At 56.5% G+C, this 23,489-nt stretch carries 22 protein-coding genes; 13 read left to right on the top strand and 9 right to left on the bottom strand.

Annotated elements, in window-relative coordinates; all coding sequences use genetic code 11:
• Positions 1-30 precede the first annotated feature (30 nt).
• Entirely contained in the window at positions 31-954 is a 924-nt protein-coding gene (locus tag ACEWL3_RS10475) for an aminotransferase class IV (protein ID WP_386183299.1), read from the top strand.
• Positions 955-978: 24 nt separating this feature from the next.
• Positions 979-2,091: a pyridoxal phosphate-dependent aminotransferase gene (locus ACEWL3_RS10470; protein ID WP_386183301.1), complete on the top strand. Its 1,113-nt coding sequence runs from the start codon at positions 979-981 to the stop codon at positions 2,089-2,091.
• Positions 2,092-2,097: 6 nt separating this feature from the next.
• Here ACEWL3_RS10470 and ACEWL3_RS10465 read toward each other — a convergent pair whose 3' ends face one another.
• The 6 genes from ACEWL3_RS10465 to ACEWL3_RS10440 all read right to left on the bottom strand — a co-directional run bounded on the left by ACEWL3_RS10465 (position 2,098) and on the right by ACEWL3_RS10440 (position 8,196).
• Positions 2,098-3,102, bottom strand: a complete 1,005-nt coding sequence (locus ACEWL3_RS10465; RefSeq protein ID WP_386183303.1) for an ABC transporter ATP-binding protein — start codon at positions 3,100-3,102, stop codon at positions 2,098-2,100.
• Positions 3,099-4,127: a Gfo/Idh/MocA family protein gene (locus tag ACEWL3_RS10460; protein WP_386183305.1), complete on the bottom strand. Its 1,029-nt coding sequence runs from the start codon at positions 4,125-4,127 to the stop codon at positions 3,099-3,101. Before ACEWL3_RS10460 ends, ACEWL3_RS10465 begins: the two co-directional genes overlap by 4 nt.
• Positions 4,124-4,963: a carbohydrate ABC transporter permease gene (locus tag ACEWL3_RS10455; protein ID WP_114879581.1), complete on the bottom strand. Its 840-nt coding sequence runs from the start codon at positions 4,961-4,963 to the stop codon at positions 4,124-4,126. Before ACEWL3_RS10455 ends, ACEWL3_RS10460 begins: the two co-directional genes overlap by 4 nt.
• An 11-nt stretch (positions 4,964-4,974) precedes the next feature.
• Positions 4,975-5,901 (bottom strand): carbohydrate ABC transporter permease, encoded by a 927-nt coding sequence (locus ACEWL3_RS10450; RefSeq protein ID WP_386183308.1) that lies wholly within the window; start codon positions 5,899-5,901, stop codon positions 4,975-4,977.
• A 127-nt stretch (positions 5,902-6,028) separates the two neighbouring features.
• Positions 6,029-7,282 (bottom strand): ABC transporter substrate-binding protein, encoded by a 1,254-nt coding sequence (locus tag ACEWL3_RS10445; protein ID WP_386183310.1) that lies wholly within the window; start codon positions 7,280-7,282, stop codon positions 6,029-6,031.
• A gap of 32 nt (positions 7,283-7,314) precedes the next feature.
• Complete coding sequence (locus tag ACEWL3_RS10440) at positions 7,315-8,196, bottom strand: N-acetylmuramic acid 6-phosphate etherase (RefSeq protein WP_386183312.1); 882 nt, start codon at positions 8,194-8,196, stop codon at positions 7,315-7,317.
• 218 nt (positions 8,197-8,414) lie between these two features.
• Here ACEWL3_RS10440 and ACEWL3_RS10435 point away from each other — a divergent pair, with 218 nt between their 5' ends.
• The 11 genes from ACEWL3_RS10435 (at position 8,415) to ACEWL3_RS10385 (ending at position 19,944) form a co-directional block, all read left to right on the top strand.
• Complete coding sequence (locus tag ACEWL3_RS10435) at positions 8,415-9,182, top strand: GntR family transcriptional regulator (RefSeq protein WP_386183314.1); 768 nt, start codon at positions 8,415-8,417, stop codon at positions 9,180-9,182.
• Positions 9,179-10,210, top strand: a complete 1,032-nt coding sequence (locus tag ACEWL3_RS10430) for an SIS domain-containing protein (protein ID WP_386183316.1) — start codon at positions 9,179-9,181, stop codon at positions 10,208-10,210. Before ACEWL3_RS10435 ends, ACEWL3_RS10430 begins: the two co-directional genes overlap by 4 nt.
• Complete coding sequence (gene nagA / locus ACEWL3_RS10425; RefSeq protein WP_386183318.1) at positions 10,207-11,370, top strand: N-acetylglucosamine-6-phosphate deacetylase; 1,164 nt, start codon at positions 10,207-10,209, stop codon at positions 11,368-11,370. The genes ACEWL3_RS10430 and nagA overlap by 4 nt, the downstream gene beginning before the upstream one ends.
• Positions 11,371-11,471: 101 nt before the next feature.
• Entirely contained in the window at positions 11,472-12,425 is a 954-nt protein-coding gene (locus ACEWL3_RS10420; protein ID WP_386183320.1) for a sugar-binding transcriptional regulator, read from the top strand.
• 109 nt (positions 12,426-12,534) lie between these two features.
• Positions 12,535-13,851 carry an ABC transporter substrate-binding protein gene (locus tag ACEWL3_RS10415; RefSeq protein ID WP_386183322.1) on the top strand — a complete coding sequence of 439 codons (1,317 nt, stop codon included), beginning with the start codon at positions 12,535-12,537 and terminating at the stop codon, positions 13,849-13,851.
• Between the two features lie 131 nt (positions 13,852-13,982).
• The gene (locus ACEWL3_RS10410; RefSeq protein ID WP_114879572.1) at positions 13,983-14,849 is read left to right on the top strand and encodes a carbohydrate ABC transporter permease; all 867 of its coding nucleotides are present in this window, start codon (positions 13,983-13,985) and stop codon (positions 14,847-14,849) included.
• A 13-nt stretch (positions 14,850-14,862) separates the two neighbouring features.
• Entirely contained in the window at positions 14,863-15,693 is an 831-nt protein-coding gene (locus ACEWL3_RS10405) for a carbohydrate ABC transporter permease (protein ID WP_114879571.1), read from the top strand.
• A 12-nt stretch (positions 15,694-15,705) separates the two neighbouring features.
• Positions 15,706-16,710 (top strand): ABC transporter ATP-binding protein, encoded by a 1,005-nt coding sequence (locus ACEWL3_RS10400; RefSeq protein ID WP_386183325.1) that lies wholly within the window; start codon positions 15,706-15,708, stop codon positions 16,708-16,710.
• Positions 16,707-17,480, top strand: coding sequence for an L-iditol 2-dehydrogenase (locus tag ACEWL3_RS10395; protein WP_386183327.1), 774 nt, complete (start codon positions 16,707-16,709; stop codon positions 17,478-17,480). Before ACEWL3_RS10400 ends, ACEWL3_RS10395 begins: the two co-directional genes overlap by 4 nt.
• Position 17,481: 1 nt before the next feature.
• Positions 17,482-18,957, top strand: a complete 1,476-nt coding sequence (locus ACEWL3_RS10390) for a mannitol dehydrogenase family protein (RefSeq protein ID WP_386183329.1) — start codon at positions 17,482-17,484, stop codon at positions 18,955-18,957.
• A gap of 51 nt (positions 18,958-19,008) precedes the next feature.
• On the top strand, positions 19,009-19,944 hold the full coding sequence (locus ACEWL3_RS10385; RefSeq protein ID WP_386183331.1) for a carbohydrate kinase family protein: 936 nt from the start codon (positions 19,009-19,011) through the stop codon (positions 19,942-19,944).
• Positions 19,945-20,045: 101 nt separating this feature from the next.
• On the opposite strand, the gene xylA is transcribed toward ACEWL3_RS10385, so the two are convergent.
• From xylA to ACEWL3_RS10370, 3 genes are all read right to left on the bottom strand, one after another.
• Positions 20,046-21,347 (bottom strand): xylose isomerase, encoded by a 1,302-nt coding sequence (xylA, locus tag ACEWL3_RS10380; protein ID WP_386183333.1) that lies wholly within the window; start codon positions 21,345-21,347, stop codon positions 20,046-20,048.
• A 66-nt stretch (positions 21,348-21,413) separates the two neighbouring features.
• Positions 21,414-22,163 (bottom strand): ATP-binding cassette domain-containing protein, encoded by a 750-nt coding sequence (locus ACEWL3_RS10375; RefSeq protein ID WP_386183335.1) that lies wholly within the window; start codon positions 22,161-22,163, stop codon positions 21,414-21,416.
• A complete protein-coding gene (locus ACEWL3_RS10370) occupies positions 22,163-23,455 on the bottom strand; it encodes a sugar ABC transporter permease (protein ID WP_386183337.1) in 1,293 nt (430 codons plus the stop codon). The genes ACEWL3_RS10375 and ACEWL3_RS10370 overlap by 1 nt, the downstream gene beginning before the upstream one ends.
• Positions 23,456-23,489: the final 34 nt, after the last annotated feature.

Genomic DNA, 23,489 nt, shown 5'->3' with positions numbered 1-23,489 from the left:
TCGGCCCCAGCAAAAATCAGAAAGCAACATATGACTGACCATAAAACCACCCACGACGCGGATGCAGATATCCGCAACCGCGACATCAAGATTTATGTAAACGGGGACATCGTGCACCGCGATGCGGCCAAAGTGTCGGTCTATGACGCGGGCTTTATGCTGGGTGATGGGATATGGGAAGGGATGCGGCTTTATCACGGGACATGGGCATTTTTCGACGAACACATGGACCGGTTTTTCAACTCGTGCAAAGCCATCGCGCTGAATGTTGGCATGGACAGGGCGGGCATAATGGATGCGCTGACCCGCACGGCAGCGGCGAACGACATGACCCATGATGTGCATTGCCGCCTGATGCTGACCCGCGGCATCAAGGATAAGCCGTTTCAGCATCCCGCGCTCAGCACCTCGGGCCCGACACTGGTGATCATCATGGAACATTCAAAGCCCGTGGATCGGTTGCAAAGCGCCGGTATCCGGCTGGCAACGGTGCCGCAGGTGCGCGGGTTGCCGCATGCGCAAGACCCCAAGCTGAACAGTCATTCCAAGCTCAATTGCATCATAGCCTGCCTTCAGGCCGAGGCGGCGGGCGCGGATGAGGCATTGATGCTGGACCCGCATGGGTTTGTGAACACCACCAACGCCTGCAATTTCTTCATCGTGCGGCGTGGTGCCGTTTGGACCTCGACGGGGGATTATTGCATGAACGGCGTGACGCGCCAGAAAGTGATTGATTTGTGCCGCGACAACGACATTCCGATCTATGAAAAGAACTTCTCGCTTTATGAGGCATACGGCGCGGATGAGGCGTTTTTGACAGGGACGTTTGGGGCGCAGACGCCGGTGGCTCAGATTGATGGCAAGCCCATCGGTGATGGGGACCGGCCTTTGACCAAGATCATTCAGGGCCTCTACAAAGACCTGATCGCGCAGCATGTGGGCGGTGCTGTGTGATCTGCAAAACGACAGGACAGTGAGATGAGCACAGACGGAGTGACCACAGCCAAACCGCAGTCATATCTTACACCGCTGGTAGTGCGCGGGCGCATTGAAAGGCCGCAGCCAAAAGGACTGCCAACCGTCAATCTGGGCTACAATGAACTGCCTTACGGGCCGACGCCCTTGGTTGCCGCTGCGTTGGACAAGGCCGCGCAGAATGTGAATGCCTATGGTGGTGCGACCTGTGACGCGCTGCGCGCGGCTTTAGCCCGGGCCAATGGTCTGGACGCAGATGACATCATCTGTGGTAACGGGTCCGAGGAATTGCTTGACGTGATCGCCCGCAATTTCGCGCGCGCGGGTGACGAGGTTCTGATCTCGGCTTACGGATATATCCAGTTTGAAATGACCACCCGACGGCAAGGGGCGGCGTTGGTCAAAGCACCTGAGACCAATTTCACCACCGACGTTGATGCGATTTTGTCGGCGATCACGGCGCGGACAAAACTGATCTTTCTGGCCAACCCGAACAATCCAACAGGAACGGTATTGCCGTTTTCAGAATTGGCAAGACTTGCGCTGAACACCCCGCCACATGTCGTGCTGGTACTTGATCTGGCCTATTGTGAATTTGACGGATTTGACAGCGCTGCGGGTGTTCATGATCTGGCCAAAGCATACGATAATGTCATCGTCACCCGCACCTTTTCCAAAGCTTATGGGTTGGCGGGCGCGCGCGTCGGGTGGGCGCAGGCACCGCGCCAGATGTTGCCGGGGTTTTATGCTGCGCGGGGTATGGCGAGTGTAAACGCACTGGCGCAGGCCGCGGCCCTGGCGTCGCTGGCCGACATTGACGTGGTACGCGACCGGGTCGCTGCATTGGTCCTGGAACGGGAACGGGTCGCGGTGTCCTTGGCGGCTTTGGGTATCAGTGCCCTGCCCAGTGGCACCAACTTTCTGCTGGTGTCAATCGATGGCGCAGATGCAGAGGTGATCGAGGCGCTGGTTGTGCATTTCTTTGATGATGCCGGGCTGATTGTGGGGCGTACCCGCGAGGCAGGACTGGAAACATTCCTGCGCTTTTCGCTTGGCACGCCCGCACAAAACGACCTGCTTTTGCAAAGCGCCGCACGGTTTATGGCGGCGCTTTGAGGAATGCTATTTCTTGTTGATGCGTTTGCCATCGGCATCAAAATGGAATGTATGTGCCGGATCAAAACCCAGCGTCACCGCATCCCCGACATTTGCCATATGCTGCCCAAATAGGCGCACGGTCAGCGTTTCATCCTGGTCCGTGGTGACAAGCAAGTTGGTGTCGCCGCCCAAGCGCTCCACATGGGTGATGCGCCCCTTGATCTGACCATCATCAGTCAACGCCAGATGTTCTGGCCGCACGCCCAGGGTCGTGCCCTGTGGCAGGCCAGCCACTGAACGGGTCAGGAAATTCATTGAGGGCGATCCAAGGAAACCTGCAACGAATTGATTGGCAGGATTGTTATAAAGCTCCATCGGGCTGCCGGTCTGTTCGACACGTCCGTCGCGCAGCACGACGATCTTGTCCGCCAAAGTCATGGCTTCGGTTTGATCGTGGGTTACATAGATCATCGACGCACTGAGCTTGCGGTGCAGATCAGCAATCTCGATCCGGGTGTTCATCCGCAGTGCGGCATCCAGGTTGGACAGGGGTTCGTCAAAGAGGAACAGTTTGGGTTCGCGCACAATCGCCCGGCCAATGGCAACTCGCTGGCGTTGGCCACCCGACAGGTCCGAAGGTCTGCGATCGACATAGGCGGTCAGATCGAGCATTTGAACGGCTTTGTTCACCCGTTCGTCAATCACGTCCTTTGGCTGCTTTTCCTGCTTGAGGCCAAGCGTCATGTTATCGCGCACCGTGAGGTGCGGATAAAGCGCGTAAGACTGGAACACCATCGCGATGCCACGCTTGGAGGGGGCAGTGTTGTTCACCACATCACCGCCGATGGCCACGGTGCCAGAGGTTGCATCCTCAAGCCCCGCAATAACCCGCAAAAGGGTGGATTTGCCACAGCCCGACGGGCCGACAAAGACAACAAATTCACCGTCTTCTACGACCAGATCAATGTCTTTGAGGACTTTGACAGAGCCAAAGGATTTACAGATTTTCTCAAGTTTCAGAGCGGTCATTTGCGTTCTCCCAGAGTAACGGGTTGGCCGGTGCGGATGCTTTCGTCAGCGGCAAGACAGATCGCCAGCGATTGCACGGCGTCATTCATGTGGCGGGTCAGGTCGGTGTCATCGGCGATGGCGTTCACCATATAGGCCTGTTCGGTATCACAGAGTTCCTGGTGCCCCGGTTCATCAGGCATTTCGATCTCGCGATCGCCCGCCGGGGTGTGGACAAGCAGGGTCCCGACGCGGGTATGGCCATCAACATCATCGGATGCGCCTTTGTCGGCATCGCGGATCGACACGGACCCCTTCGGCGACACCACGTCTTTCACAAAGAAGGCGGTTTCGGACATCATCGGTCCCCATCCAGCCTCGTACCAGCCGACAGATCCGTCCTCGAACACCACCTGAAGCTGGCCGTAGTTGTACATGTCGGGGGCAATTTCATCCGAGAGGCGCAGGCCCATACCGTTGACACGCATAGGTTTGGCATCGGTGATCTGGCACATCACGTCGACGTAGTGCACGCCGCAATCCACCAACGGCGAAGTGGTTTGCATCAGCGCCTTGTGGGTTTCCCATGTGGGGCCATCGGATTGCTGGTTCAGGTTCATCCGGAATACGAAAGGACCACCAAGATTGCGGGCCTCGGCAATCAGGCGCTGCCACGAGGGGTGATGGCGCAGGATATAGCCGACAACCAGCTTTCGGTTGGTCTGCACAGCCTTGTCTACCACAGCCTGAGCATCGGCCACGGTGGTTGCCAGCGGTTTTTCTACAAACACATGCGCGTTCGCGTCCATCGCAGCGATGGCATATGCCGCGTGGCTGTCGGAATAGGTGGCGATGCACACGAGGTCGGGTTTGGTTTCGGCCAAAGCAGCATGGTAATCGGTATAAACCGGATACCCTTGCAAGTCAGGATGATCGACTGTGCCGGATCGGTTAACCAGCCCGACAATCTCTGCGTCGGGGTGGTTGTGGTGGGCCAGCGCATGGCTAAGCCCCATGTTGCCCAGACCGGCAATGAGAACCCTCATTTCACCGCCCCTGATGTGATGCCGCGGATCAACTGACGCGAGAAGATCACGTAGAGCGCCATGACCGGCAGGATGGCAAGCGACAGGGCAGACAGAACCGCGTTCCAGTCGGTGACAAACTGCCCGATAAAGACCTGCGAGCCGAGCGTTAGCGTTTTCACTTCTTCGGCAGGCGCAAGGATCAGCGGGAACCACAGGTCGTTCCAGATCGGGATCATGTTGAACACCGCGACCGTCGCCATGGCCGGGCGCACCAGCGGCAGGACAAGGCGGAAAAAGATGCGGTATTCTGACAGGCCATCAATGCGGCCCGCGTTTTTCAGATCGTCACTGACCTGGCGCATGAATTCGGACAGGATGAAAACAGCCAGCGGCAAACCCTGAGCGGTATAAACCAGGATCAGCGCCCAAAGCGTGTTCACCAGCCCGGTTTGCACCATCATTTCAAGGATTGCGACTGTGCCGATGCGGATCGGGATCATGATGCCAAGCGCAAGGTAAAGCCCCATCACCATGTTGCCCTTGAACCGATACTCGGCCAGCGCAAAGGCGGCCATTGCGCCAAAGAGCAGGATCAGGGTGAGCGAGCCCACCGTCACAATCATCGAGTTCTGAAAGTAGAGGAAAAAATCGCCCTGCTTCAGCACTGTCTGATAGCCGATGAGTGAAAAGCTGTCTGCGTCGGGCAGGGACAGGGGTTCGCGAAAGATTGCTTTGCGGGTCTTGAAGCTGTTGATCACAATCACAAAGACCGGGAAGAGCGCGATCAGTGTATAGAGGATCAATGCGCCGTGAGCGGCAAAGGTGTTGAGGCGGTTCTGACGTGCGGTGTTCATTTGCTTTCTCCTCAGAACTGGTAGCGGCGCATGCGCGACTGGATGCCAAAGAGGTACAGACATACCCCCACCAGGATGATTGCAAACATGGCTGACGCGATGGTGGATCCCATGTGCGGATCACCCAATTGCAACTGAAAGCCAAAGAAGGTGCGGTACATGAAGGTACCCAGAATATCGGTGCTAAAATTCGGTCCGGCCAGCGCGCCCTGGGCGGCATAGATCAGATCGAAAGCGTTGAAATTGGCCACAAACGTCAGGATCGAAATGATGCCGATGCTGGGCAGGATCAGTGGCAGCTTGATCTTCCAGAATGCGGCCAGCCCGGTGATGCCTTCGACCTCGGCGGCCTCCAGAATCTCATCGGGGATCGACAGCAGCGCGGCGTAGATCAACATCATCGGGATGCCGACAAATTGCCAGACCGAGACCAGCGAAAGGGCGGTAAGCGCGTATTCTTCTTTGCCCAACCAAGGCGCATAAAGGAACTTGAGGCCAATCGAGTCCAGCATATCCGGCGCAATGCCCCAGATCGGCGACAGGATCAGCTTCCATGCAAATCCGACAATCACAAAGGACAGGATTGTGGGAATAAAGATGGCAGAGCGGTAAAATGCAGCAAAGCGCAGGCGCGGGTGGCTGAGGATCGCGGCAAGGGCCACACCGATGGGGTTCTGCACCAGCATATGGACGATGAAGAACCAGAAGTTGTTGCCAAGCGCATTCCAGAATTGGCTGGACCAGACGGTATCGCCGAACAATGTGCGGAAATTCTGAAGGCCGACGAACACGCGGCTCTGGTCAACTTCGGTGAAAAGCGACAGGCGCAATGTGTTAAAAAGCGGATAAATCATCACTGCCGTATAAATCAACACGGCTGGGGCCAGAAAAACGGCGATGTGCCAACGGGTCCGGCGCTTGGGTAGCTCATGTGACATGGGGGAATCCTACGGTTGATGACTGCGTGGGGGTGAGTTCGTTCCGCGCCGGCCAACGCGCCGTCGTGAAACCACTGATCAAAGCGGTGGCTGCCCCAAAGATGTTCAACCTTTGGGGCAGGTCGTCTTACTTTTGTGGGTCGTACCAGCTGGCAAGGCCATCCTGCAGACGCTTGCCCGCGTCTTCAGGGGTTTCTTCGCCCTTGATCACCTGGACTGAAGCATTCCATGTTTCGTTTTCGAGGTTTGGCGTGCCGCGTGACAGGACCTGATAGGTGGACCGGATCGAGCTTTCACATTCGCCGCGCCATGAGATGAACTCTTGTGCGAGCGGATCTTCGAGCGCGACCTCGCCGTTGGACAGCGGGAAGAAACCGGGCAGGGCGTTTGCATAAAGTGTCGCAAATTCAGTCGAGCCAACCCAGTTCAGGAAGGTTTTGGCCGCCTCAGGATGCGCCGTTTTTGCATTCATGCCGATGCCGATGTCGGTGTGATCCGAAATGTAGCATGTGTCGCCCGCAGCTTGGACAGGCGGATAGAACGCGCCCATTTCGAAATCAACAAGGCTGTTGAACCCAGACACTTCCCATGATCCCGCTGGATAAATCGCAGCGCGGCCAAGGGTGAAGATGTTCTGGCTGTCAGGATAGGTCTGCGCCTCGTAACCGTCACCCAGATACGGACCCCACTTTGCCAACTGGCGGTAAGGGGCAACCCATGCCTCGTCGGTCAGCTTCTGGTCGCCTGCCAGCAATGCAAGACGACCTTCTTCACCTTTCCAATAATTTGGACCGATGTTGTTATAGCCCATTGTGGCGGCTTCCCACTGGTCGTTGGTGCCCATCGACATCGGAATATATGTACCGTCTTCCTTGATCTTTTCGAGCACTGCAAAGAATTCGTCTTCGGTCTTCGGGACTTCAAGACCCAGCTCTTCAAAGGCGTCCTTGTTGTAGATGAAGCCGTGGATCACCGAAGCCATCGGCACACAGAACTGCTTTGAGGCGTCATCGGTGCTCCATCCGGACTTGGCGACGTCGGAAAAGTTCTTCATGCCTTCCAAATCTGTTACATCGGCCAGATGTCCGGCCTCAAACAGCGCCAAAGACGCGTCAAACGGGCGGCAGGTGATGATGTCACCAGCGGACCCCGCGTCGAGCTTGGAGTTCAGCACAGCGTTGTATTCTGCAGGTGCGGAAGGGGTGAATTTGACTTTGATGCCGGGGTTTTCAGCCTCAAATGCAGGAATGATTTTGTCCTGCCAGATGGCAAGATCATCATTGCGCCAGCTTTCGATGGTCAGCGTGACATCTTCGGCAAAGGCGGCACCCGTCAGCATGGTTGTGGCCAGCAGCGTGGCGGTGAAAGTATGTTTATTCATTTGGTTTCTCCCTTTGGTGGTCTCAGTTGATCTTAGTCGTTTCGTGCCAGGCAGGGGCCAAGGTGCCCCTTGTGGACTTTCAATGCCTGTTGCGCCTGAACAGGGTCCAGACCCGAGGCAATCAGGATGGCAAGCTTCACGTTGCCGTTGGCCGTTTCGAGCGCGGTTTGCGTTTTTTGGTCCGTCACACCTGCGATGGTACGCACGATGCCTGCGGCGCGTTCGCGCAGCTTGGCGTTGTCGGCGACCAGATTGACCATGCGGCCTTGATACACATGGCCAAGGTGCAGACCCATGAGGGTCGATATCATATTCAGCGCGACTTTTTGTGCCGTCCCCGCGCCCAACCGGGTGGACCCGGCAAGCACCTCTGGCGGGGTGTGAATGCAGATCGCAATGTCCGCGATGTTGAGCAGGGGCGTGTCAGGATTATTGGCAATGCCGATCACAGATGCCCCGCGCGCGGCGGCTTTTTCGGCGATGGCAACCGGGAAAGGCGTTGATCCGCTGGCGCTGAGTGCGATGAGGCAATCGTTTTGCGTGATATCGGTGGCAATTGCATCAGCTTGGGCTGTGTCATCCTCGGTCTGGCCAGGCATGTGACCGTCCGCAGGGACACCACCTGCCATGTGCAGGCGCAACTGATCGGCGCAGATACCAAAAGTGCCGGGCAATTCACAGACATCGGCCAAAGCCATCAAGCCTGAACTTCCTGCGGCGGCATAAATCAGCGTTCCACCAGACGCGATGGTGTCCGCCATGATCTGAGCGGCACGGGTGATGGTGTTGGTTGCCCCTGCGACGGCCTGCACGGCCGCGACCTGACCGTCGAGCATCATCTTCGCGGCCACGTCGGGACCGACTGCATCGATGGCAGGGTGATCTGGCAGGTTTTCTGTCTGGCGCAGCAGCATGCGATTCTATCCTCTTTGGAAATACCATACCTTTATAATACCATTTGTCCAGAATTTAGTTTGACAGCCGCAAATAACGATGTTTTTCTGACAATTGGCCTTCCTTTTTTGAGAAAGGTATTATAAAGGTATCGTATGTTCGATTCCATTGAAGCAATGTTCGCTGCCGGAGTTTCCATTTTTGTGGGGTGCCTGACGTGTCTGAAAGGGGTGCGCGTATGAATGTCCCCGAATTTCTCGACCCGGCGCTTTGGCTGCGACCCGATGCGGGTCCACGCTATGTTCAATTGCGTCAGCGGCTGACAGACGGCATTCACCAGCGGATCCTGAAACCCGGTGCGTCATTGCCGCCTGAACGGATCATCGCGACCATCACGGATCTGTCGCGGGTGACGGTGCGCAAAGCAATCAAATCGCTGGCTGAAGATGGAATCGTTGTTCAGAAACAAGGGTTCGGGTCTTTTGTGGCGACAGATACACCGCAGATCGAGCAATCCCTGTCGCGGCTCACATCCTTTACCGAGGATATGACCAGACGCGGCATGGCCTCGACCAGTGTTTGGCTGGAACGGGGGGTGTTCATGCCCTCGCCCGACGAAGTGGTGGCGCTTGGGATGTCGCAGGATGCATCCGTGTCGCGGGTCGCGCGGTTGCGTACGGCAGATGGTAAGCCGATGGCAATTGAACGGGCGTCGTTGCCCACAGCAATTTTGCCAAATCCGCTAGAAGTGACCACCTCGCTTTATGAAGTTCTTGAGGCAACCGGCCTGCGCCCGGTGCGCGCACTTCAGAAAATTTCAGCGATCAATCTGGGGCCTGCGGATGCAGAGCTTCTGGCGGTAAACGAAGGCGAGGCGGGCCTGCGGATCGAGCGGACCTCGTATCTGGCAGATGGCCGTATCGTCGAATTCACCCGATCCATTTATCGCGGCGATGCCTATAATTTCGTGGCAGAGCTGCGCCTTGCAAAGGAACCAGAGACATGAGTGCCAGCCAAACCCAGATGCGCCAGGAGGTGCTGGAAATCCCGCAAGCTGCGGCGCGGCTTCTGGACAATCAAGGCGATGCCGTGCGGGCCGCAGCCGATGCGCTTCGCGCGCGCAACCCCGGATTTCTGGTCAGCGTGGCCCGCGGTTCATCCGACCATGTGGCGACCTATTTGAAATATGCTTCCGAATTGTTAAGCGGGACGCCGATCGCATCGGTGGGGCCGTCAATCGCGTCGGTTTATCACCGCAAGCTGAACCTTTCGGGCAGCGCATGTCTGTCGGTGTCTCAATCTGGACAAAGCCCGGATATCGTCGAAATGGCGCGGATGGCGCGCGCAGGTGGTGCGTTGTCGATTGCACTCACCAATGATCCCACGTCGCCTCTGGCACAGGTCAGCGACCATACCTTGTACCTTGAGGCCGGACCGGAACTGAGCGTGGCGGCGACAAAGACCTTTGTGAACTCTGCAGTTGTCGGCATTTGGCTCTTGGCTGAATGCGCGCAGGATGCGGCGCTTTTGGCAGCGATCCATGGCTTGCCTGACCATCTGGAAAAGGCCGTGCGCCAAGACTGGAGCCAGGTTATCGACGCGCTGGGCAGCCGCAATTCGCTCTTTTGTCTGGGCCGCGGCCCTGCTTCTGCGATCTCGAATGAGGCGGCTTTGAAATTCAAGGAAACCTGTCAGTTGCACGCGGAATCCTATTCTTCGGCTGAGGTCCTGCACGGGCCGGTGTCGATTGTGGACGCGGGATTTCCAGTGCTGGCGCTTTGCGCAGCGGATGAGGCGGAACTGGCTTTGGCGGGTGTCGCGGACCAGATTGCAGACAAGGGTGCGGCGGTTTTTGCCACCACAGATCAGGTCAAGAAGGCGACAGCATTGCCGACCGTTCGGTCCGGGCATGGCCTGACCGATCCGATTGCACTGATCGCGAGTTTTTATGCGATGGTTGAGCAGGTCGCGACATCGCGGGGCATCAATCCGGATGCACCAAGGCACCTAAAAAAGGTAACAGAAACCGTATGACAGCGCGTGAAACGGCCCTGATCGGGGCAGACATTTATGATGGCCTGACGGTGCACAAAGGTGCTGCACTTATGGCGCGTGCGGATGGGTCGGTTGCGGTTGTTTCATCACAGGATGTGCCAAAGGGTTGTGCCACACGGCAACTTGACGGCGGTATCATTGCGCCGGGATTTGTGGATTTGCAGGTAAACGGCGGCGGCGGCGTGATGTTCAATGATGCCCAAACCGTCGAAACATTGCAGGTCATGGCCGAGGCCCATGCAACGACGGGAACGGCGGCCTTGTTGCCCACGTTGATCACCGATACCCCCGAACGGACCCGAGCGGCAATCGATGCGGTGGCGCGCGCCATTGACGAAAAATTGCCGGGGATCATCGGAATCCATTTGGAAGGTCCGCATCTGTCAGTGGCCCGCAAGGGAGCGCATGACCCCAGTTTGATCCGTCCGATGACGGACGCGGATATCGCTGTGTTGCTGGACGCCGCAAACCGATTGGCAAATGTGATGCTGACGGTTGCACCGGAAAATGTGCGGGACGATCAAATCTCTGCACTTGCCGACGCCGGGGTGATTGTGTCGCTGGGTCATACCGACGCCAGCTTTGACAGCTGCATGTCGGCATTCGACGCCGGTGCATCCTGTGCTACGCATTTGTTCAACGCAATGAGCCAGCTTGGCAACAGGGATCCGGGGTTGGTCGGTGCCGTCCTGACACATCCCTCGGTGAGTGCGGGGCTGATTGCCGATGCTGTTCATGTCCACCCCGCCACGATGCGGGCGGCGCTGTCGGCAAAATCCGGGGTAGCCAAAGATGGACCGGGTCAGATTTTTCTGGTGACCGACGCGATGGCCACGGCGGGATGTGACATACAGGAATTCACGCTGAACGGGCGTATTGTGCGGCGCGAGAAAGGCCGATTAACACTCATGGACGGCACGCTGGCCGGGGCGGACGTCGATTTTGGGCGTGCGATTTCAGTGGTGATGGATCAGGTGGGTGTTGGCCTGCAGGATGCCGTTGCGATGGCAACAGCGCTGCCCGCGCAATTATTGCGTGATGACATGGGGTTCGGGCGAATTGATGGGCTGGAAAAAGGCCTTGTTCATCTGGATAAGACCACCAGTCAGCCCCGACATATTGCATCCCTTTTGGCCTGAACGCGCCTGTCTAAAATCCGAAGGCGGTTGAAAAACAGTCTGGTTTCACGCATTCATGGCCGCCAAGGCGCACGTGCCGGGATACCTTCGGACTGGATCGCATGAAGTTAAAACCCAAAGTTGACGGATCAACGGATGACCTCGCCGCGCGGGCGGGGTGGATGTACTACCTTGCCGGGATGACACAGGGCCAGATCGCCGAAGAACTGGACCTGTCGCGGCAACGCGTACAGCGGTTGGTGGCCCGCGCGATTGCGGATGGTTTGGTGCATGTGCGGCTTGATCATCCCATTGCGGTCTGCCTGAACATGGAGCGTGATCTGAAGCGAAAATTCGACCTTCAGTTTGCGCGCGTTGCGCCATCTCTCCAGGATCGAGCAGATTCGTTTCGCTCGGTTGCCGCCGTTGGGGCAGGCGAGGTTGAACGGGTCTTGCTGCGACAACCGGATCTGACCGTGGCGGTTGGCACCGGGCGGACCCTGCGGGCCGTGGCGACTGAGATGACCGAAATGGAATGTCCGGGACACAGGCTTGTGTCGCTGATCGGCAATTCCAATTTTGACGGATCGGCATCGCTTTACGAGGTACTTCAGCGTTTTGCAGAAAAGATCGGCGCGCGGTATTATCCCATGCCCTTACCCGTGATCGCGACAAACCGCGAGGAGCGTGATTTTCTTCACAGCCTGCCACATGTTGCCCGGATCAGGGCGCTTGCCCATAACTGCGACGTGACCTTGGTCGGCTTGGGTGAGCTTGGAGCAAAGGCACCGATGGTCATGGATGGATTCATGTCCGCCGAGGCGATGGCCGAACTGGAGGCCGCCGGTGCCGTCGGAGAGATCGCCGGCTGGGCCTTTGATTCGGATGGGAGGTATATGATGGACCAGTCCGACGTATGCACCAGTGGTGTGCGTGTTGAGCCATCCGACAAGCCAAACATCGGCATCGCCGTAGGGGAAGCCAAATATCCCGGCCTGCTGGCGGCACTAAAAGGTAAATTGATCAACTGTTTGGTGACAGATGAAGCCTGTGCGGAGTATTTGCTGAAACACTGAAATCCCCTGCGGGTTGTGGTTTTCGATAATTTTGTTGACAAAATGCCGTCTATTTGTGAGTAATTGCTTAGGTAGTGGGCAAAAGCCCATATCTTAACGGGAGGATACCATGAAGAATTCACTCCGCGCCCTATTGGGTGCGACAGCTATGTGTGCAGTTGCCGGAACGGCATTCGCAGATGGCCACTCCAAAACAATCACCATCGCCACCGTGAACAACGGCGATATGGTGCGCATGCAGGGCTACACTGATATTTTCACCGAGGAGACCGGCATTGCCGTCGAATGGGTGACACTGGAAGAGAATACACTGCGCCAGCGCGTCACAACGGACATCACCACCAAAGGTGGCCAGTTCGACATCATGACAATCGGCATGTACGAGACCCCAATCTGGGGTGCCAACGGTTGGCTTGTGCCTCTGAATGATCTGTCCGCCGAATATGATGTGGACGACATTCTGCCTGCCATGCGCGATGGTCTGTCCCACGACGGCACTCTTTATGCAGCACCGTTTTACGGCGAAAGCTCAATGGTGATGTACCGCACAGACCTGATGGAACAAGCCGGTCTTGAAATGCCTGATGCCCCGACTTGGGAATTTATCCGCGAAGCAGCCGCTGCAATGGATGATCCTGAGAAAGACATCAACGGTGTTTGCCTGCGCGGTAAGGCCGGTTGGGGTGAAGGCGGTGCATTTATCACCGTGACAGGCAACTCATTCGGCGCACGCTGGTTCGACGAAGACTGGAACGCACAGTTTGATCAGCCAGAATGGGCCGAAGCGCTGAACTTTTATGTCAACCTGATGAATGATTATGGCCCGGAAGGTTATGCGACCAACGGTTTCAATGAAAACTTGTCGCTGTTCAACCAAGGCAAGTGCGGCATGTGGATTGACGCGACTGTTGCGGCGTCTTTTGTGACCGGCGACGATTCCACCGTTGCTGACTCAGTTGGTTTCGCTTTGGCACCGAACCACGAAGGCGTTGAAAAGCGCGCGAACTGGCTTTGGGCTTGGGCTTTGGCGGTTCCCGCAGGGACGCAAAAGGAAGCTGAAGCCAAACAGTTCATCGAATGGGCAACTGGTAAAGCATATATAGAGCTTGTTGCTGGCAAAGAAGGCTGGGCCAATGTGCCTCCGGGCGCGCGGACATCTCTGTATGAGACACCTGAGTATCTGGAAGTTCCGTTTGCTCAAATGACCCTGGACTCTATCAACGCGGCTGATCCGACCAACCCAACTGTTGATCCGGTGCCGTATGTTGGTATCCAGTTCGTCGCGATCCCCGAGTTTGCCGGTATGGCAACGGAAGTGAGCCAGGAATTCTCTGCCGCTTATGCGGGTCAGCAGACCGTCGAAGAAGCGCTGGCAAAAGCTCAGGCGATTACCAACGAAACCATGGAAGCAGCCGGCTACAAGTAAGCCACTGCCACCCAGAGCAGAGGGCGGTTCGCCCGCCCTCTGCCTTTCATTGTACTACTGTTTCCGTTTTCCAATACGACGTAAGGATGGGGCTCTGATCTTGCCGCCCATCAACGGAGGAGATGCATCCAATGGCCACCAAAGCTTCCCGATCCGCCGCCAGACTGATGATGGCACCCGCAGTGATCTTGCTCCTTGGTTGGATGTTGGTGCCTCTGATCATGACGTTGTGGTTCTCGTTCCGAACTTACTTGCCGCTGCGTGGCGGCGACCAAGGGTGGACAGGATTTGATAATTATGTCCGATTTGTAACATCAAGCGCCTTCTGGCCAGCTATTTACACGACGCTCATCATTCTGGGCGGAGTCCTGGCTATTACGATCGCTTTGGGCGTTCTTTTGGCGATCTTGCTTGATCAGCCGATGTGGGGTCAGGGCCCGGTTCGTATTCTGGTCATTGCGCCATTCTTTGTCATGCCAACCGTTTCCGCATTGGTGTGGAAAAACATCTTTATGGATCCGACAAACGGATTGTTTGCGCATCTGTGGAGGTTCTTTGGCGCGGACCCGGTCAGTTGGCTTTCAGACGCGGCGGTACCGTCGCTCATTTTGATTGTGTCCTGGCAGTGGCTGCCGTTTGCAACGCTCATCTTGCTTACCGCCATTCAGTCATTGGATAGTGAGCAGCTTGAAGCGGCTGAAATGGACGGTGCGTCACCGCTGTCACGCTTTTTCTACATCACCCTGCCGCACCTTAGCCGTGCAATCACCATTGTGGTCCTGATTCAGACAATCTTCCTTCTGGCAGTCTTTGCCGAGATTTTTGTGACAACGGGCGGCGCATTCGGCACCCGGACATTGTCTTACCTGATCTTCCAACGGGTGCTGGAAAGCCAGAACATCGGGCTTGGCTCTGCGGGCGGTGTTTACGCGATCATCCTTGCCAATATCGTTGCCATCTTCTTGATGCGCATCGTCGGCAAGAACCTAGATAACTGAGGGAGGACGGCACATGGCACGTTCAGTTACCAACCAACGCAAGGCGTTCAACACGACACTTGCCTGGATTATCGGTCTGCTGATCTTCTTCCCGATCCTGTGGACCATCCTGACCAGTTTCAAAACCGAAGCGCAGGCGATCTCCGATCCGCCGATCTTCCTGTTCTTTGACTGGACGACGGAAAACTACTCAACAGTGATGGAACGGTCGAACTACGGGCGTTTCCTGTGGAATTCGATCTTCATCGCGGGGGGGTCAACCATCCTTGGGATTATGATTGCGGTGCCTGCCGCATGGTCGATGGCGTTTGTTCCCTCCAAACGGACCAAGGATATCCTGCTCTGGATGCTCTCAACCAAGATGCTGCCGGCGGTTGGTGTTCTCTACCCAATCTATCTGCTGTTCATCAAGCTGGGTCTGCTGGACAATGTCTATGGTCTGACGTTTGTGCTGATGTTGATCAACCTGCCGATCATTGTCTGGATGCTGTACACCTATTTCCGTGAAATCCCTGGTGAAATCCTCGAAGCGGCGCGGATGGACGGGGCGACCCTGAAATCAGAAATCCTTTATGTGCTGACCCCCATGGCAATTCCCGGTATCGCGTCGACACTGCTGTTGAACTTCATTCTGGCATGGAACGAGGCCTTCTGGACCCTCAACCTGACAGCGGCAAAAGCAGCGCCACTGACCGCGTTTATCGCAAGCTATTCAAGCCCGGAAGGCTTGTTTTACGCAAAGCTCAGCGCGGCATCCACGATGGCTATCATGCCGATCCTCATCCTTGGCTGGTTCAGCCAGAAACAACTTGTCCGCGGCCTGACGTTCGGCGCGGTGAAATAGGGAACCTGACACATGGGACAAATTACGCTCAACCAAGTCACGAAAAGCTTTGGCGATGTGCAGGTTATTCCGCCACTGGATCTTGAAATCAACGAAGGCGAGTTTGTTGTTTTCGTCGGGCCATCGGGTTGTGGTAAATCCACGCTTTTGCGTCTGATTGCCGGTCTCGAAGACACGACGTCCGGAACGATCAGCATCGACGGCAAAGACGCGACGGATCTGCCGCCAGCCAAGCGCAGACTGGCGATGGTGTTTCAGTCCTACGCGCTTTATCCGCATATGTCGGTCCGCAAGAACATCGCTTTCCCGTTGAAAATGGCAGGCATGCCGCAGGATCAGATTGCAGCAAAGGTCGACCACGCGGCAGCAATCTTGAACCTTGCTGATTACATCGACCGTCGTCCTGGCCAATTGTCTGGCGGCCAGCGCCAGCGTGTTGCGATTGGCCGTGCGATCGTGCGTGAACCCGCGGCGTTCCTGTTTGATGAACCGCTGTCGAACCTTGACGCATCCTTGCGCGTCAACATGCGCCTTGAGATCAGCGAGCTGCACAATGAACTTGAGACAACGATGATCTATGTGACTCACGATCAGGTCGAAGCCATGACAATGGCTGACAAGATCGTGGTGTTGCAGGCGGGCAATATTGAACAGGTTGGCAGCCCGCTTGAGCTTTATCACCGTCCGCAGAATACCTTTGTGGCGGGTTTTATCGGGTCGCCGAACATGAACCTCTTTACCGGAGACGAGGCACAAAAACACGGCGCGACCACCATCGGTGTGCGCCCGGAACATATGCAGGTCTCCAAGACCGAAGGTCAGTGGAAAGGCCGCGTTGGCGTCGCCGAGCATCTGGGTTCGGACACCTTCGTGCATGTGCATGACACCGGGCTGGCCGAAATGGTCACTGTGCGGATCAGCGGCGATCTGGACGTGCGCCACAACGACACGATCTTTCTGTCACCTGACATGGACAAGCTGCACCGCTTTGACGCGCAGGGGCTGCGGATAGAATGAAGCGACTGGAAGGGCAGTCGGCGCTGATCACCGGGGCGGCTCGCGGGATCGGGCAAGGGTTTTCAGAACGCTTTCTGGCAGAAGGGGCCACAGTTGGCATCGCGGATATCAACCTTGATGCGGCCGAAGAAACTGCCCGCGCGCTTGGTGACGGGGCCTATGCGGTGCACCTGGATGTCAGCAGTCAGGACAGCATTGACGCGGCCATCGCTGCGGTTGTCACCAAGGCCGGAAAGCTGGATATCTTGATCAACAACGCAGCACTTTTTGATGCGGCTGAAACCGTCGATATCACCCGCGCCAGTTATGACAGGCTTTATGCCGTGAACGTCGCTGGTACGCTTTTCACGATGCAGGCGGCGGCGAAACAAATGATCGCCCAAGGTCATGGCGGCAAGATCATCAACATGGCAAGCCAGGCCGGCAGACGCGGCGAAAGCCTTGTGCTGGTCTATTGCTCGACCAAGGCTGCGGTGATCTCAATGACCCAGTCGGCAGGGTTGAACCTGATCAAGCACGGCATCAACGTTAACGCCATCGCGCCCGGTGTCGTGGACGGCGCACATTGGGACCATGTCGATGCGATGTTTGCCAAACTTGAGGGAAAAAAACCGGGTCAGAAGAAAGCCGAGGTTGCCGCATCTGTTCCTGCCGGACGCTTTGCCATGCCTTCGGACCTGACCGGCATGGCGGTGTTTCTCGCCTCATCAGAGGCCGACTATATCGTGTCGCAGACGTATAACGTCGACGGCGGACAGTGGATGAGCTGACATGACAATTCTGCTACGCCAATATTCTTTGGACGATCTGCCCGCTTGCGTGGGTCGACCGACCTATGCGCGTGATCGGTTGAGCGCGGGCATCTTGCATATTGGCATTGGCAACTTTCATCGGTCTCATCAGGGTGTCTATCTGAATGATCTGCTGAATGCCGGGGGTGATCCGGCCTGGGCCATTCGCGGCGCGGGGGTGCGTCAGCCGGATGCGCAGATGCGGCAAATGTTGTCAGAACAAGACTGGCTTTATTCCGTGGTCGAAGTGAACCATGAAACCTACAAGGCCGATATTATCGGCGCGATGATCGACTTTGTTGATGTCGCGCCAAAAGGCAATGCGCCCCTGATTGCGGCGATGACGGACCCAGTGACCAAAATCGTGTCGCTGACAGTGACCGAAGGCGGCTATTTCGTGGATGCCTCAACCGGCAGCTTTGATGTCTCACACTCTGACATTTCCGCAGATATTGCGAACCCTGCTGCGCCCAACACCGTCTTTGGGGCGATCCTTGCCAGTCTCGCGGCGCGGCGTGCGGATCGTGTACCGGCGTTCACCGTGATGTCTTGCGACAACCTGCCCGGTAATGGCGACGTGGCGCGTGCGGCGATCATGGAAATGGCCCATGCGCTTGATCCTGATCTGGCAAATTGGATCGCAGATAACGTCAGTTTTCCAAATGGGATGGTCGACCGGATTACGCCAGCCACGGGTGCGCGGGAACGCGACCTGTTGCGCGCCAAGTTTGGCATCAAAGACAACTTTCCAGTGTTTTGCGAACCTTTCCGGCAATGGGTGCTTGAGGATAAATTCGTCAATGGCCGCCCCGAGTTTGAGCGTGTCGGCGTCACCCTGACGGACGACATTCACGCCTTTGAGCGGATGAAAATCCGTCTGTTGAACGGGGGCCACGCGATTTTGGCCTATCCGTCCGCCTTGATGGGCATCGAATTTGTGCATGATGCGATGGGAAATGACCTGATCCGTAGATATCTGCGCAAAGTGTTGAGCCATGACGTTTTGCAACACGTAGACCCGGTGCCGGGGTTCACGCCTGCGCAATATCTGGAGTCGATCTGTGAGCGGTTTGAAAACCCCGGTGTGGCCGATACAACCACGCGGCTTTGTCATGATGGATCGAACCGTCAACCGAAGTTTGTCATTCCCTCCATCCGTGATGGTTTGGCGGCGGGGTATGTGCCAGAGGGGTTGGCGCTAAGTTCGGCGCTGTGGTGTCAGTATTGCAAAGGGCAGACGGATGCCGGTGGTGTCATTCCGGCTAATGATCCTGACTGGGACAATTTGCGGAACGCGGCGCGACGCGCCGAGGGTGATCCTGTGGCGTGGTTATCGCAAGAAGATATCTACGGGGGTCTCGGGCGTCATGAGGGGTTTGTTGCGGCGTTTGCATCGGCGCTGAATTCGGTGCAAACCAAGGGTACTGAAGACACATTGAAAACCTATTTGGCCTGAGCCCGTGCTTTTCGGAACACGACAGGCCTATGCGGCAAAAGGGGGCGGGCTATGATCATCTGTTGCGGTGAAGCATTGATTGATATGATCCCGTCCGTGGACGCGGCAGGCAAAGACGCGTTTACGCCGCATGCGGGTGGCGCGGTTTTCAACACCGCCGTGGCGCTTGGGCGTTTGGGCGCGCCTGTCGGTTTTGTGTCGGGCATTTCCACCGACCTGTTTGGTGACATGCTGCGGCAGGGTCTGACCGACAGCAACGTCGATACCGCAAATGTGGTGATGTCTGATCGCCGAACCACGCTGGCGTTTGTGACACTCAGGAACGGGCAGGCGAGCTATCTGTTTTTTGATGAAAACAGTGCCGGGCGGATGTTGGATGCGAAAGATCTCCCTGCCATTCCTGACGCAACCACGGCGCTTTACCTTGGCGGTATAAGTCTGATCAATTTGCCTGCTGCGGATTTCTATGTCGCCCTTGCGATGCGCGAGGCGGGCAGAAGGGTGATCATGGCGGACCCCAATATTCGGATGAATTTTGTCACTGACGAAACGGCATACCGCGCGCGTCTGGAACGTCTGATTGCCCACACCAACATCCTGAAAGTGTCGGACGAAGATCTGGATTGGATCGTCCCCGGCCCGCTGTCGATGCTGGAAAAAGCGGACATGCTGTTGAACGACGGGCCGCAGTTGGTGATCGTCACCCGTGGCAGCCAAGGGGCAACCGGGCTTTTCGGGACGGACGGTGTTGTTGAGGTGCCGGCACAAAGCACCACGGTGGCTGATACAGTTGGCGCAGGCGATACCTTTAACGCAGGTGTTCTGGCGCGGTTATCTGAGCAGGGTTTGCTGAGCACGGACGCCTTGCAAAACATCACGGGCGAACAGGTTGCCTCGGCTTTGGCAATGGGTGCAAGGGTGGCAGGCATCACCGTCAGCAGGCACGGGGCAAATCCACCCTGGGCGCATGAGTTGGGTGGCGCGTAAGGCGTGTCGCCTGAAAAATCTGCGCCAGCTATTACGGAGCCTGATCTAATGTTGCCCAACAAGGCCGACCCTGCGCCGCAGGTTGTTGGCGATCATGGGACTTAGAGATATCGGTTCACCAGATTTTCAAGCCGTTCCTGCCGTCCGGACTTTGGCTCAGGGTTGATGCCTTTTGCGACCACATGGTCATGGATTTTTGCAAGGTCGCTGGTCATCAGCGATTTGCCCGCATCGGTATCCCAGCCTGCGTAACGCGTATTGCGCGCGGCTTCGAGCGTGCCGTCCGTCAGCATGGCCGCTGCGGCCTTGAGCCCGGCCGCACAGGCGTCCATACCGCCCACATGTGCAAGGATCAGGTCCTCGGGGTCGAGGGATTGGCGGCGTAGTTTCGCGTCGAAATTTGTGCCCCCGGTGGTAAATCCGCCCGCCCGCAGGACCTCGTAAAAAGCCAATGCCATCTCTGGTACATTGTTGGGAAACTGGTCGGTGTCCCAGCCGGATTGATAGTCATTGCGGTTCATGTCGATGGACCCGAAGATCCCCAATTCACGCGCCAGTGCCAGTTCATGTTCAAACGTGTGACCTGCCAAAATGGCATGACCCTGTTCGATATTGACCTGCACTTCGTTCTCAAGACCAAAATCCTTGAGAAATCCGTAAACGGTTGCAACATCGTAATCATATTGGTGCTTGGTCGGCTCTTGCGGTTTGGGTTCGATCAGGATGGCACCTTTGAACCCGGTCTTATGTTTGTAATCGACAACCATCTGCAACATGCGGCCCGCTTGCTGGCGTTCGCGGCCCATGTCGGTGTTGAGCAGGGTTTCATAACCTTCGCGCCCGCCCCAAAGGACATAATTTTCACCCCCCAATTTGATTGTGGCATCCATGCAGGTCTTGATCGTCGCCGCCGAAAAGGCAAAAACATCCGGATCCGGGTTGGTGGCAGCACCAGCCATAAAACGGCGGTGTGAAAACAGGTTCGCGGTGCCCCAAAGCAGTTTGAGCCCGGTATCGTCCATCTTTTGGCCAAAGTAGTCGACAATTTCTTCAAGGTTTCTGGTGTTCTCTGCAAAGTCCGCACCTTCGGGGCGTACGTCGGCATCGTGGAAACAGAAATAGGGGACACCCAAAATCTGAAACATCTCAAAGGCCACATCCGCTTTCAGCTTGGCCGCTGCCATGGTGTCGTCAAACCACGGCCGTTGAAAGGTCTGGCCGCCAAAGGGATCGCCACCGGGCCAGGCAAAGGAATGCCAATACGCACAGGCAAAGCGCAGATGGTCCTTCATTGGTTTGCCCATCACCACTTCGTCAGGATTGTAGTGACGAAACGCAAAATCGCTGTCGCTGTCTATGCCCTGATAGGTGATCCTGGGGATACCTTTGAAAAAGTCAGTCATGGCACAGGTCCTTTCGTATTTTGATCGGGACGAGAACGACGAAACCAATTTGAGCAGGGTTTCGGATTACGCCGCGGCTTTTGGGTTCTTGCCCAGAATGATCATCGAGAGAATATCATCTTCGGTCACATCTTCTACCCGTTCAGTGCCAACCAGCTGGCCGTTTTTCATCACAGATACCCGGTCACAGAGTTCCATCATTTCGCGGGTGTCGTGGCTGATGAGGAAGATGCCCAGACCTTGTTTTTTCAGCTCGCCGATCAATTCCGCCACCATCGCGGTTTCATGAACACCAAGGGCCGCAGTGGGTTCATCCATGATCAGGATCTTGGCGTTGAAATAAACGGCGCGCGCAATCGCAACTGATTGCCGCTGGCCCCCTGACAGCGCCGATACCGGCTCTTTCAGCTTTTTGAAGTTTGGATTGAGACGCGCCATAATCTTGCGGGTTTCTGCCTCCATCCGGCTGTCATCAACAAAGCCAAACGGTGTCGTCAACTCACGGCCCAGAAACAGGTTGGACGCGGCATCAAGATTGTCGGCAAGGGCGAGCGTTTGATAGATCGTCTCAATATTGTAGTCGCGGCTGTCGCGCGGCGAATTGATCGTGGCGCGTTTTCCTTCGATCCAGATTTCGCCAGAATCCATCTTGTAAGCACCCGACAGCATCTTGATCAGTGTCGATTTGCCCGCGCCGTTGTGGCCCAATAGGCCCACGACTTCGCCTTCGTACAATTCGATGCTCACATGATCGACGGCTTTGACACCGCCAAATGCAATCGAGACGTTTTTCATTTCAACCAATGGCGTTGTCATTATTTCGCTCCCACTCGCTTGCGGTATTGAATGTCGATCCAGACGGCCAGCACCAAAACAGCGCCGACGACGATGTTCTGATAGGGCGCGTCTACCCCGACCATGGCCATGCCCGATTGCAGCGATTGCATGATCAAGGCACCGATGATGGCCCCGTAAATGGTACCAAGTCCGCCGGAAAGCGCAGTCCCGCCAATCACGGCTGCGGCAATCACCCGAAGTTCGTCAAGCGTACCGATATCATTTGTATGATAGCCCAGACGCGCTGATGCCACGATGCCCGCAAGCGCAGAGAGCACCCCGACCATCGCAAAGATTTTGACCGTCAGCAGGCGCGTGTTGATGCCCGAAAGTTCGGCCGCATCCGGGTTGCCACCGGTTGCAAAGATGTAGCGGCCCAGGCGGGTGCGCAGTGCGATCACGGTCATTACAATCGCAACAGCGATGAGAACGAGGACGGAATAGGGCAGGCCGTACGCAGCGACGCACCCTTCTGCGACCTCACATCCAAAAGTCGCGGGATCACGTGCAATAACCCGTTCCGGCACGGTGTAGGCGTTCAGTACTGCCACAAAGCCAAGGATCGCTGCGGCGATAAAGCCCATGACCAACATTTCTGCCCACGCGGGTTTGACTGGAAAACCATGTGATTTTTTTGTGCTGCGGCCCGACCACAAGGCATAAAGCGCTACGGCGGTTGCAAGCAGGCCCACGACCCAGCTCCAGAATGATCCAAGCGTGCCATTGATGCCGCCAAACAGAAGGAAGGTTTGGTCAAGGGGGCCGATTGTGGCACCGTCTGTCATCCACCAACCGACGTTGCGCCAGATCAGCAATCCGCCCAGTGTCACAATAAAGGCGGGGATCGCCTGATAACCGATCAGCCAGCCCTGGGCACCGCCGATGACAGCGCCGGTCAGCAGTCCAATCGCGATGGTGATCCAAGGGATCATGGGATGGCCCAGTTCCAGTCCCAGAATCTGTGGCAGCCATTCAGTCTGGGTCATTCCCATCACCGCAGTACAGGTCGCCAAAAGCGCGCCGACCGACAAGTCGATGTGGCGTGTCACAATCACAAAGACCATACCGGTGGCCATGATTGCGACTGAAACCGTTTGGATGGTCAGGTTAAAAACGTTGCGCGGGGTCAGGAAACGACCCTCCGTCAGTACGTTGAACACGAGACAGACCAGTACAAATGCACCGATCATCCCCAATAGCCGGGTGTCGACTTCCAATGATTGCAGGAAGCTGCGTTTTGACTGTGTTTGGGGGGCGTTTTGGTCAGACATGGGATGTCTCCATCGATATTCAGCGGCGATCAGC

It is taken from the genome of Sulfitobacter sediminivivens, assembly GCF_042611115.2.
Taxonomy (GTDB): domain Bacteria; phylum Pseudomonadota; class Alphaproteobacteria; order Rhodobacterales; family Rhodobacteraceae; genus Sulfitobacter; species Sulfitobacter sediminivivens.
Note: the sequence above shows the minus strand (reverse complement) of the source record. Positions and strands in the feature narration are given on the sequence as shown.